This is a genomic window from Poseidonibacter ostreae (genome assembly GCF_009208075.1).
GTDB lineage: Bacteria > Campylobacterota > Campylobacteria > Campylobacterales > Arcobacteraceae > Poseidonibacter > Poseidonibacter ostreae.
This window is the reverse complement of record NZ_WFKJ01000005.1, coordinates 1-12,233: the sequence shown is the minus strand read 5'-3', so window position 1 is coordinate 12,233 and position 12,233 is coordinate 1. Positions and strand designations below refer to the sequence as shown.

Annotated in this window: 13 protein-coding genes and 1 riboswitch; of the genes, 9 read left to right on the top strand and 4 right to left on the bottom strand. The window is 29.2% G+C overall.

Translation table 11 applies throughout. The annotated features are described in order from the left end of the window. Nucleotides 1-714, bottom strand: coding sequence for a hypothetical protein (locus tag GBG18_RS02735; protein WP_152188177.1), 714 nt, complete (start codon nt 712-714; stop codon nt 1-3). Nucleotides 715-867: 153 nt separating this feature from the next. Here GBG18_RS02735 and GBG18_RS02730 point away from each other — a divergent pair, with 153 nt between their 5' ends. From GBG18_RS02730 to hisIE, 4 genes are read left to right on the top strand one after another with little or no spacing between them, the layout of a single operon-like run. Further along, nucleotides 868-1,788, top strand: coding sequence for a branched-chain amino acid transaminase (locus tag GBG18_RS02730; RefSeq protein WP_152188175.1), 921 nt, complete (start codon nt 868-870; stop codon nt 1,786-1,788). 52 nt (nt 1,789-1,840) lie between these two features. Continuing rightward, nucleotides 1,841-2,929 (top strand): prohibitin family protein, encoded by a 1,089-nt coding sequence (locus GBG18_RS02725; RefSeq protein ID WP_152188174.1) that lies wholly within the window; start codon nt 1,841-1,843, stop codon nt 2,927-2,929. A 37-nt stretch (nt 2,930-2,966) separates the two neighbouring features. Further along, nucleotides 2,967-3,233 carry a hypothetical protein gene (locus tag GBG18_RS02720; protein WP_152188172.1) on the top strand — a complete coding sequence of 89 codons (267 nt, stop codon included), beginning with the start codon at nt 2,967-2,969 and terminating at the stop codon, nt 3,231-3,233. Nucleotides 3,234-3,242: 9 nt separating this feature from the next. Then, nucleotides 3,243-3,926, top strand: coding sequence for a bifunctional phosphoribosyl-AMP cyclohydrolase/phosphoribosyl-ATP diphosphatase HisIE (gene hisIE / locus GBG18_RS02715; protein WP_152188170.1), 684 nt, complete (start codon nt 3,243-3,245; stop codon nt 3,924-3,926). 78 nt (nt 3,927-4,004) lie between these two features. Here hisIE and GBG18_RS02710 read toward each other — a convergent pair whose 3' ends face one another. Then, complete coding sequence (locus tag GBG18_RS02710) at nt 4,005-4,361, bottom strand: hypothetical protein (protein ID WP_152188169.1); 357 nt, start codon at nt 4,359-4,361, stop codon at nt 4,005-4,007. 196 nt (nt 4,362-4,557) lie between these two features. Beyond that, the gene (locus GBG18_RS02705) at nt 4,558-5,757 is read right to left on the bottom strand and encodes an Mrp/NBP35 family ATP-binding protein (protein ID WP_152188167.1); all 1,200 of its coding nucleotides are present in this window, start codon (nt 5,755-5,757) and stop codon (nt 4,558-4,560) included. Nucleotides 5,758-5,912: 155 nt separating this feature from the next. Between GBG18_RS02705 and GBG18_RS02700 the strand changes: the two genes are divergently transcribed. Together GBG18_RS02700 and GBG18_RS02695 are read left to right on the top strand one after the other, a co-directional pair. Beyond that, on the top strand, nt 5,913-7,967 hold the full coding sequence (locus GBG18_RS02700) for a 4Fe-4S binding protein (RefSeq protein WP_152188165.1): 2,055 nt from the start codon (nt 5,913-5,915) through the stop codon (nt 7,965-7,967). Further along, the gene (locus tag GBG18_RS02695; RefSeq protein WP_193311053.1) at nt 7,960-8,895 is read left to right on the top strand and encodes an FAD:protein FMN transferase; all 936 of its coding nucleotides are present in this window, start codon (nt 7,960-7,962) and stop codon (nt 8,893-8,895) included. The genes GBG18_RS02700 and GBG18_RS02695 overlap by 8 nt, the downstream gene beginning before the upstream one ends. An 11-nt stretch (nt 8,896-8,906) precedes the next feature. Here the strand turns inward: GBG18_RS02695 and thiC are convergent, their stop codons facing one another. Next, nucleotides 8,907-10,259 (bottom strand): phosphomethylpyrimidine synthase ThiC, encoded by a 1,353-nt coding sequence (gene thiC / locus GBG18_RS02690; RefSeq protein ID WP_152188162.1) that lies wholly within the window; start codon nt 10,257-10,259, stop codon nt 8,907-8,909. Between the two features lie 161 nt (nt 10,260-10,420). On the opposite strand from thiC, the gene GBG18_RS02685 reads away from it, so the two are divergent. From GBG18_RS02685 to GBG18_RS15720, 3 genes are all read left to right on the top strand, one after another. Next, nucleotides 10,421-11,158, top strand: coding sequence for an ABC transporter ATP-binding protein (locus GBG18_RS02685; RefSeq protein WP_152188160.1), 738 nt, complete (start codon nt 10,421-10,423; stop codon nt 11,156-11,158). After that, on the top strand, nt 11,155-11,901 hold the full coding sequence (locus GBG18_RS02680; RefSeq protein ID WP_152188158.1) for an ABC transporter permease: 747 nt from the start codon (nt 11,155-11,157) through the stop codon (nt 11,899-11,901). Before GBG18_RS02685 ends, GBG18_RS02680 begins: the two co-directional genes overlap by 4 nt. A 36-nt stretch (nt 11,902-11,937) precedes the next feature. Further along, nucleotides 11,938-12,043, top strand: a riboswitch (TPP riboswitch). 59 nt (nt 12,044-12,102) lie between these two features. After that, nucleotides 12,103-12,233: thiaminase II/PqqC family protein (locus GBG18_RS15720; RefSeq protein WP_505891270.1), on the top strand; the 131-nt coding region annotated here is incomplete at its 3' end.

Genomic DNA, 12,233 nt, shown 5'->3' with positions numbered 1-12,233 from the left:
TTATTCCTTTATAGAACTACAATCTGTAGTAATTCTATCTATTAATGTAATATACCAATTATCATCAATTTTTGTAATATAAAAAGATAGCTCAGGTGTTAGAACAACTTTATAACTTGTTTTTTCAATTAAAGCTGCTTTTTGAAAATCTTTTGTTTTATATTTATCTTTTTGATAGTTATTAGTTTCTTTCATCATTTCTGAAAGGAAAGTATCTATTTTATTAGACAGATACAAACCATCTTCACTCCATCCATAAAAAGCATCATCATTAGGACTACAATTAAACTTGATATTTTTTTCTATAATTTTAAGTTTTGAAGAACTAGGATTTACTCTTGAAATAATATGTGAGATTTCTTCACTCTCTTCTTCTACAATATTATAAATCATTTTTTGTTCTAAAAAGACTTTTACACCATCTATTTTAAGTAAATTATAAAAGCCAAATTCAGGATGTATATATTTACTATTTAAACTTCCTAAATCTTTTTTTGACATAGTGTTTAGTATATTATGAATTCTATTTTTTAACTGCTCAGAAACAGCTGGTCGTTTATATATTATCTCTTTAATTTCTACAGTTTTTACACCAAAGTTATCTATAATATTTCCATTATTATCAATTGTATTTACTTGATTAACAGCACAACCTGCAAGAAATGTTATTAATGATATTGATGTAGCTAGTTTTACTATATTTTTATAATTCATATTAAATTGTGTACCTTTAAAAAATTTTCGACAATATACCATAATTAGGAACTATTTTTTATAAAAAATAAGCAAAAATTCTATTATCGGCATTTTTTAATTATATCTTAGATAAAATATTAATTAAAAATTTAATCATTAGGAATTTATACAATGACTGAAGCAAAATATATTTGGATGGATGGAGAACTTGTAAATTGGCACGATGCTAAAGTTCACGTTTTATCACACACATTACATTATGGAAATGGTGCCATTGAAGGTACAAAAGCATATAAAACTCATGATGGTAGATGTGCAATTTTTAAACTACAAGAGCATACAAAAAGACTTATAAATTCAGCAAAAATGACATTAATTGATGTACCATTTACTGAAGATGAATTAAATAAAGCTCAAGTTAAATTATTACAAGAAAATGAATTATTTGAAGGTGCTTATATTAGACCTTTAGTATATTTAGGTTACGGAGTTATGGGACTTTACCATAAGGAAGCACCTGTAAAAGTTTCTATTTCTGCATGGGAATGGGGAGCTTATTTAGGTGAAGAGGGAATGAAAAAAGGTGTAAGAGTTAAAATTGCATCAATGACTAGAAACTCAAATACTTCTGGAATGGGAAAAGCAAAAGCAGTTGCAAATTACTTAAACTCTCAAATGGCTAAAGGTGAAGCAGTTGAATGTGGATATGATGAAGCATTATTAAGAGATGACCAAGGTTACATTGCTGAGGCATCAGGTGCTTGTTTCTTTATTGTTAGAGATGGCGTAATTATTACTCCTCCTAATGACAACTCTTTAGAATCAATTACTCAAAAAACAGTTATTGACCTTGCTGAAGACTTAGGATATACAGTAGTTAGAAGAAGACTTACAAGGGAAGAAGTTTATATTGCTGATGAAGCTTTCTTTACAGGAACTGCTGTTGAAGTAACGCCTATTAGAGATATTGATGCAAGAATAATTGGAAAAGGTGAAAGAGGTCCAATTACTGAAGCTTTACAAACTGCATACTTTGACGTAGTTGCAGGTAAAAATGAAAAATATATAAACGATTTAACATACATTAACTAATCAATAGTAAGATTAGGTCACAAATAATATATAAAAAAATTTAAGGACAATTATGCCAATAGATAACGATTATTTTAAAAAGAAACAACAACAAAATGGTGGTGGAAACTCATCAAATAATAATGGAGGTGGTGGAAACTATCAACCACCTTTTGAGCCACCTGAATTTTTCAAAAACTTAGGGAAAAAAGCAGGACTAATATATGCAATTATTGCAGTAGTTGTTGCATTATTTTTATTCAAGCCATTTGTAATTGTAGAATCAGGTCAAGTAGGTATTAAAAGTACTACTGGTAAATACGAAGAGACTCCATTAAGACCAGGAATTCATTTATACATTCCAGGTTTCCAAAAAGTTGTATTAATTGATACAAAAGTTAGACTTATGAATTATGCTTCAGTTGAAACAACTGGAAGTTTTGATCAAAGTATTAGATTAAATCCTGCAATTAATATTCTTGATGCAAGAGGTTTACCTGTTTCAATTGAATTAACTGTTCAGTATAGACTTACAGCTGAAGGAGCACCTACTACTATTGCTAACTGGGGATTCTCTTGGGAAGACAAGATTATTAATCCAGTTGTAAGAGATATTGTAAGAAATGTTGTTGGTGTTTATACAGCTGAAGAATTACCTACAAAAAGAAATGAAATCGCTGTTAAAATTGAAAATGGTGTTAGAGCAAATATAGATGGCTTACCTGGTAAACCAGTTGCTTTATTATCTGTTCAATTAAGAGAAATTGTTTTACCTACAAAGATTAAAGAGCAAATTGAAAGAGTTCAAATTGCAAATCAAGAATCTGAAAGAGTAAAATATGAAGTTTTAAGAACTAAGCAAGAAGCTGAAAAAAGAGCTGCGAAAGCTACTGGGGATGCAGAAGCAAATAGAATTGAAGCACAAGGTCGTGCAGATGCTGTAACTATTGAAGCAAAAGCACAAGCTTTAGCAAATAAATCAATTGCAGAATCTTTAACTCCAAAACTTCTTCAAATGCAACAAATTGAAGTTCAAGGGAAATTCAATGAAGCACTTAAAACAAATAAAGATGCAAAAATCTTCTTAACACCTGGTGGTTCAACTCCAAATATTTGGGTTGATACTAAAAGTAAATCAAGAGATGCGGCTATTAGCCAATAATCTTAAAGAGTAGAATCTTTCTACTCTTTTTTCTATTATGAAAAAAATCACATTATTAATATTAATCAAACTATTTTTATTTACAAGTTTTGTAAATTCTAAGTCTTTAGAAACTCCTATAATAAACCTAAACCCTGAGATTATTGAAGAAAAATATACACTTACAGATAAGTATGAAGAACCCCTTGCGCTTCCTGATGAAAATGTAAAAAAAGAAGATTCATCATTAAATTTAGATGCTAATGTAAATAAAGAAAAAAGAGAAATAGATAGTTTAAAAATTGACATAGGTAAAAAATTTTAAGGATCTAAAATGAATCAAATAGAGAGTATTGACTGGGAAAAAATTGATGGATTAATTCCTGTAGTAACACAAGAAGCTACTACAAATGAAGTACTTATGTTAGCTTTTATGGATAGAGAAGCTTTAACTTTAACACTTGAATCAAATATCGCACATTACTTTAGTAGAAGTAAACAACGAATTTGGAAAAAAGGTGAAAGTTCTGGTCATATACAAGAAGTTGTAGATATTATGATTGATTGTGATAATGACACTATTTTATTAAAAGTAAATCAAACTGGTGTTGCTTGTCATACTGGAAGAAAATCATGTTTCTTTACAAGTATGAAAACGAATGAAGAAGTATTACCTGTTGAAGTTGATACAACAAGTGCTTATGGTGTTATTGATACTTTATACCATACAATTCAAGAAAAGAAAAATGATGATCCTAAAAAATCATATACAGCAAAACTTCTTCAAGGTGAAGAGAACTCTATGCTTAAAAAGATTGTTGAAGAATCAGGAGAATTTACTTTTGCTATAAAAGATAATGATAGTGAAGAAATTATCTATGAAGCTGCTGATATTACTTATCATGTTTTAGTTGCACTTGCTTCTAAAAATATAAGTCCAGATAGGGTAAAACAAGAATTAGCAAGAAGATTCGGAATGTCAGGAATTGAAGAAAAAAACTCAAGAACTGATAAATAGTTTATATTTTACTAAAAACTAAAAAAGGGAAGATATTTATTATCTTCCCTTTTTTTTAATCTTTAATCTTCTAAGTGATTAACAAGAAGTTTGAACTCTAGTATCTACATTTTCTTCTGGATAAAAAGCAGTTAAAGTACAATGTTCAATTGAACTTTTTGCAAGTGTTTGAAAAACTTCACCTTTGTTATCACTAAAGCTTGCTAAATAATCTGGTGTATCATTGTTTTCAAGTGGATAAAAAGATGCAAATGTATTATCTTGTGTTGATGCTTTTGATAATGTTTGATAAGCTTCTACTTTGCTATTATCTAATAAATAAGATGGAGTATCGTTATTCTCAAGAGGGTAAAAACTTGCGAAATTATCATTTGCACTTAATGCACTACCTACTACTAAACTTAATCCTATAATTGTTGTTGTTAATTTTTTCATTTTTAAAATCCTTAATTTTATATTGTTTTATATTTTGTAGTTGAATTATAGGATTTCTTTGTGAAGCTTACGTAAAGGGTTCGTTTACTCTTTGTGTAGTGAGTCTTTATCATGAATTTTAAGCATTAAAAAAGGGGAGATACTAAATATCTCCCCTCTTTTATGATTTATATATTTTGCTATAAACTATAGCCTATTAATTACAACCACATCCACCTTGTTTAGGTGCTGCGTCTTTAGGAGTTGAAGAACAACATCCAGAACTTGCCTCAGCTTTTGGAGCTGCTGCTGTAGTTGAACAAGCACTTACTCCAGGAGGAGTTGTTGGTTGAATATCTTCATTAGTTCTGTCATCATCAATAGCATCTACAAAAGCAATAACTTTAGCTGCTGCTTCCATATATCTTTTTGCAGAAACACTTTCAGGTGCAAAATATACGATTGGCTTACCAGCATCTCCACCTTCTCTAATAGCAGGTTCAATTGGTAAAGAACCTAATACTTGAGTATTATATTGATCAGCTAATGCATCACATGTACCCATTCCAAAAATATCTGACTCAGTATTACATGATGGACAAATAAATCCACTCATATTTTCAACTACACCAGCTACTGGAATATGTAATTTTTCAAACATATCTAATGATCTTCTAGAATCATCTAAAGCAACATGTTGAGGAGTTGTAACATTGATTCCTGCTGCAACAGGTACACTTTGTGCTAATGTTAATTGAGCATCACCAGTTCCTGGAGGCATATCAATAAATAAGATATCTAAGTTTTCCCATAAAATATCTCTTAATAATTGTTGAATAGCTTTCATAATCATAGAACCTCTCCAGATTACAGCTTGACCTTCTTCCATTAATACACCCATTGACATTACATCAACACCGTATGCATTTAATGGCTTAGCTTTATCACCAATTACTTCAACTTCTTTACCATTTAAACCCATCATTCGAGGGATATTTGGACCATAAATATCAGCATCTAAGATACCAACTTTTTTACCTTGCATTGCAGCTGCTACTGCTAAGTTAACAGTAGTAGTTGATTTACCAACTCCACCTTTTCCACTACTTACCATTACAATTTTCTTAATTTGTGGAGCAATATTTGTTCCACTTACAGTATTACTACTTTGTTTTGGAGCTTGAGGCTTATTGAAATTTAATGTTGCATTCATTCCAATAGCACTTAAACATGCTGTAACTTCTTTAGTTAATTGTGTTTCAACATCTGCTGCTGTTGATGTAATATCAAGAGTAACTAAACAGTTTGAACCCTCAACCTTTACATCTTTTACAAAACCAAACTCTACGATAGATTTTGCGAAACCAGGATATTTTACTTTCTCTAGTTCTTTTTTAATATCTTCGATATTTGCCATAGAAAATTTCCTTTATTATATTTATATTTTTTGTATTATAATTAAAATAGGATAATTATTGTCTTAATTAAAGAACAATTTTTCAATTATCGCTAATCCTAAGCTATATTCATATTATATACTCTTTATTTACTTAAAAAAACTAAAGAGGTATCATGTTTCGTTTAATTTTAATAACATTTTTTATACTTGTATCTTTTAATAACATCCAAGCTTCTATGACAAAAGATGAACTAACAAAATTCATTGATAAATCTATGAGTATAGGGAAGAAAGATGAAACTCTTCCTATGTGGGAAATATTAGATAAAAATAAAGAACTTCATTCATTTATATTCGAAACTTTTGATTTAGCACCAATTGCAGGTTTTTCTGGTGGGAAAATGAATATGCTTGTTCAAATGGATATAGAAGGTAATTTTTTAGACGTACAACTTTTAGAGCAAGATGAACCAGTTTTCGTATCAGGCCTAGGTGTTCTTCCTTTTGTTGAATTTTTACAACAATATAAAAATAAATCTTTAAAAAATAGTATAAAAGTTGGAGATTTAAAAAGTTCTGGAAACACTGTATACCTCGATGGAGTAAGTAAAGCAACTGCATCTGTAAAAATTGCAAATGACAGTATCTTAGCCTCAAGTATTAAAATTGCTAAAGAAAAATTATCAGGAGTTGCTCCAAAAGAAATATCCCATCCTAAAAAAGATTTATTAGAAAAACACACTTGGAAAAGTTTATTAGATAAAAACCTAGTTAAGAATTTAAGAGTTACAAAAGAAGAAGCAGAAAAGCTATTTATAAATAGTGAATACAAGAATGAACTTTTAGATGATGAGAGAAGTGAACTTTTTTTAGACCTTTATGTAGCTGATTTAACTATTCCATCTATTGCAAAAAACCTGATAAAACAATCTACACAAGATGAATTAGATGGCCAGATTTTAGAAACAGAAGAAGCAATACTTATTCTTGCAAATGGTGAACATCAAATTTTAAGTGATGACTTTGTAAGAAATACTTCACCAGATACTTTAGAAATACAACAAGAGGGCTTTGCTTTAAATATTAGAGATGGGGACTATGAGATTAATCTATTAGATGGTATACCACAGTTTGATCAATCCCTAATTTTACAAGTGGATAAAAGATTTGATTTTGATCCTTCAAGCCCTTGGATATTAAATGCAAAAGTAGTAAGAGGAAATGGAACTTTATATTCAACTCCTGTTATAAAAAATTTAAGTTTAGATGTACATATAGATAAAAAGTATTTTGATATAAAGCAAAAAGTAAAAGAGACTCCTCTTTGGCTTTCATCAATTTATGAGCAAAAAGAGAAACTCATAATCCTAACTCTACTATTAATAGGACTTTTTATAATTCTTTTTAAATACCAAGTAGTATTAAAAAATCTACGATATAAAAGAAGTTTTCTTCTTTTAATCACACTATTTTTTATAGGTTGGTATGGGCAAGGTCAACTTAGTATGGTTACTATTTTAGGTTTAGTAAAAGCAGTATTAAATTCTCAAAGTTTACAATTTTTATTATATGACCCATTCTCTCTTATAATTTGGTTCTTCGTTTTAATATCATTAGCTATTTGGGGTAGAGGAACTTTTTGTGGCTGGTTATGTCCCTATGGTGTTTTACAAGAATTCTCACACTATATAGGAAGAATGTTAAAGTTTCCAAGAATTAGATTTTCAGAGAATCTAAATTCTAAACTAGTATATATCAAGTACATTGTACTTGCTTCTTTAATACTTTCAGCTATTTTTGCACCAAATATTACTGAATATTTAATAGAAATAGAGCCTTTTAAAACTTCAATTACATTAGTATTTGATAGACAATGGCCTTATGTTGTTTATGCACTATTTTGGTTGGTTTTAGGAATGTTCTTATTTAAAGGCTTTTGTAGATACTTCTGTCCATTAGGAGCTTTTCTTTCATTAATGGGAAGATTACAAACATTAAATTGGTTACCAAGAAGATTTGAGTGTGGGAACCCTTGTAATAACTGTCATAAAAGCTGTAACTATCAAGCAATAGATAAAAAAAGTGGTGATATAAAATATGCTGAGTGTTTTCAGTGTTTAGACTGTGTTCAAATATATAGTGATGCAGACCTTTGTAAGATATTAAAAAAAGATGCAAAAAAAGAGAAAGATATGCAAATCAAAGATTGGAGAAAAACAAATGGCTAAAATTTCAAGAAGAAAGTTTTTAACAATAGCAGCTAGTTCTTTAAGTCTTTCTCTACCTTTTAATAAATTAAATGCAGATAATAGTAAAGAAGTAGTATGGAGTGGAGTTGCACTTGGAGCAGAATCCAAGATGACACTATTTCATGAAGATAGATATTATGCAAAGGAAAGTTTAAAAACTTGCATTAACGAGATTAAAAGATTAGAAAATATATTTAGTCTATTTGATAAAAACTCTTCAATCTCAAAATTAAATAAATATGGTGTTTTAGAAAATCCACCAAAAGAGTTAGTTGAAGTATTAACTTTTGCACATGAAATATCTGAAAAGACAAATGGAGCCTTTGATGTTACAGTTCAGCCTTTATGGCTAGCACATGACAAGGCTTTTAAAACAAAAGGCAATGATAAAAACCTTAAAAAATATATTAAAAAAGCTTCAAAGTTAGTATCTTATAAAAATATAATCATAAATAAAAAAGAAATAAATTTTAAAATAAAAGATATGAAAATCACTCTAAATGGTATTGCTCAAGGATATATAACAGATAGAATTACAAATATTTTAGAACAAAGAGGCTTTAAAAATGTCCTTATAAATTTAGGAGAGTTTAATAGCATAGGTGGCCATAAAAATAATAGAGACTGGAATATTGCAACTCCCTATTTAAAAGATATCAAATATTTAAAACTAAATAATAATGCAATGGCAAGTTCAGGTGGCTATGGCACAAAATTTAATAAAAAGTATCATCATTTATTTGATACGAAAACGGGAACAAGTGCAAACTATATAAAAGCAGTTACGGTAAAAGCAGAAAATGCAATGCTAGCAGATGCATTAGCCACAGCTTTTTGTGTAATGCCTAAAGAAAAAAGTAAGAAATTAAAAAATATATATCCCAATATTGAGATATATACTTCTTAAAGTATTAGTGATTATTCACCAATACTTTTCATTGCTTCACCATGTTCAGAAACAATTTTTTGTGTAATTTTATATGAACAAAATTTTGGTCCACACATAGAACAAAACTCAGCTTCTTTAAATACATCTTGAGGAAGAGTTTCATCATGATACTCTTTAGCTCTCTCAGGGTCTAAACAAAGTTCAAATTGCTTATTCCAATCAAAACCATATCTTGCATCAGACATTTCATCATCAATATCTCTTGCACCTTTTCTACCTCTTGCTATATCAGCAGCATGAGCAGCAATTTTATATGCAATAATACCTTCTCTTACATCTTTAGCATTTGGTAAACCTAAGTGCTCTTTTGGTGTTACATAACATAACATACTAGCTCCATGCCATCCACCAACAGCTGCACCAATTGCAGATGAAATATGGTCATAACCAGCAGCAATATCAGTTACTAATGGTCCTAAGATATAAAAAGGAGCTTCATGACAATACTCTTTTTCTAACTTCATATTTCTTTCAATTTGATTTAAAGGAACATGACCAGGACCTTCAATCATAACTTGAACATCTTTTTCCCAAGCTCTTAATGTTAATTCACCTAAAACTTTAAGTTCTGATAATTGAGCAGGATCTGAAGCATCAGCTAAACATCCAGGTCTTAAACTATCACCTAAAGATAAAGAAACATCATACTTAGCACAGATTTCTAAAATATCATCAAATGCTTCATAAAATGGGTTTTCTTTGTGGTAATGCATCATCCATGCAGCCATTAAAGAACCACCACGTGATACTATTCCCATTTTTCTTTTTGCAACATTTGGCATATTTTCAAGTAGGAAACCTGCGTGAATTGTAAAGTAAGAAACACCTTGTTGTGCTTGTTTTTCTAAAACTTTTAACATAACATCAATAGATAAATCTTCAATCTTATCTTTACAATCATGTAAAATTTGATAAATTGGAACGGTTCCAATAGGTACTGTTGAATGTTCTACAACAGCTGTTCTAATAGCATCTAAATCTCCACCTGTACTTAAATCCATAATAGTATCAGCACCATATTTTAAACATACATCAACTTTTTCAATTTCTCCATTAATATCTGAAGCAACTGCAGAAGAACCGATGTTTGCATTAATTTTACATGATGAGGCAATTCCAATTGACATTGGAACTAGGTGTTTATGATTTACGTTTGCAGGAATAATTAATCTTCCTCTTTCAATCTCACTTCGTACAAGCTCTGGATCAATTTTTTCAACTTTTGCAACATACTCCATATCACCAGTAATGATACCTTGTTTTGCATAATACATTTGTGTTCTAATTTTATCGTCTTTATGATTTTCTAACCATTCTCTCATTTTTAAAATCCTATTAATATATGTTTATTTTATTTATTTTTGAGTTTGAGTATATCAAAATATTTTTAGAGAAACTTAATAATCGAGAATAATTTTATTTACAATGATTAATGCTAATATTTGATACATGTTTTTAGTTCTTTTATTATATTATATTAGCTATGGACAATAACTTTATAGCTCAAATACAAAATTTAAACCTTGATTTTAAAGGTAAAAAACTATTTAAAAATCTAAACTTTAATATTCTAGAAAACAAAAGTACTGCCTTACTAGGAAGTTCAGGAGTTGGAAAATCAACCCTACTTAGATGCATAGCTGATTTAGAAAAAGAAAATATCACTAATGGGGAAATAGTATTAAAAAAAGGTGTTAGTATAGCTTGGCTTAGTCAAGAAAACTCACTATATCCTTGGCTTAGTATTTTAGATAATGTACAATTGTATCATCATTTAAAAGGAAGCAAGTCAGCGCAAACTTTACAAAAAGCAAAAGAACTTTTAAGCCAAGTAAATATGTCTGAACACGTAGATAAAAAAACTTATGAATTATCAGGTGGACAAAAACAAAGAGTTGCATTAGCAAGAACACTTATGCAAGATGCAAATTTTATTTTGATGGATGAACCTTTTTCAGCACTAGATGCAATTACAAAAATTCAACTACAAGATTTAACTTGTCATTTGTTAAAAGATAAAACTATTTTACTTGTAACTCATGACCCACAAGAAGCTATAAAACTAGCAAATCATATTTATATTTTAAAAAATCAACCAGTTATTTTAGAAGAAGTGGCTTCCTTACAAGGAGATTTACCTCATAAACTTTCAAATGAAAAACTATGGAATTTACAAGATGAGTTAATATCTAAACTTCAAGATAAAGAAAGTCAAGTATGAAAAAGTTTTTTAAAATACTACTTCCTATTATATTTTTATTTATTTTGTGGCAAAGTATTATTGTAATTTTTGATTTACCACACTATATACTTCCAAAACCAACAGATGTATTTTCTCAATTAATAAATCAATATAGCTTACTTTGGGAGCATACCCAAACTACACTAATAGAGATAATTCTTGGAATAATTCTTGGTTGTATTTTTGGTCTGGGTTCTGCTTTTACCTTACTTTATTTTAAAAAAATTGAAAAATATTTACTTCCAATACTCGTAATCTCTCAAGCCATTCCAGTATTTGCAATAGCACCTCTTTTAGTTTTATGGTTTGGTTATGGAATGGCTTCAAAAATAGTTATGACAGTAATTATAATATATTTTCCAATTACAACTGCTTGCTATGATGGTCTAAAAAATACACCAAAACAATGGCTTCAACTAGCACATACATATAAACTATCTGCTTTTCAAACTCTATTTAAAGTACGATTTAAAGCAAGCTTGCCCTCTTTAGCCTCTGGACTTAAAATAGCTGTTTGTATTGCACCTATTGGAGCAGTTATAGGTGAATGGGTTGGTTCTTCAAAAGGACTTGGGTATTTAATGTTACATGCAAATGCAAGAATGCAGATTGATTTAATGTTTTCTGCACTTTTTATACTAGTTATAATGACATTAAGTATCTACTTTTTAACTGATTTTCTAACAAAGAAATTTATACCTTGGGCTTCACATTTACATTAAATTGACTTAAATTTCTTTTTGTGATAAGATTTAATTTCTTAATATATAGGGAGCTTATAAATAGGCTGAGAGGGAGTTTTGAACTTCGACCTTTGAACCTGATCTAGGTAATTCTAGCGTAGGGATTTGTTTTACAAATGTATTTTTATACTTCAAATTTTGTCTATCTTTATCTTGTATTTAAGAATTTAAAGGAGAGATATGACTATCACACAAAATCTTATCAAAAATTCAAAACCTTATTGGGATGATTATATTAAACATGAATTTGTACAACAACTTGCTAATGGAACCTTAAAGCTTGAAAATTTTCAACACTATTTAAAACAAGA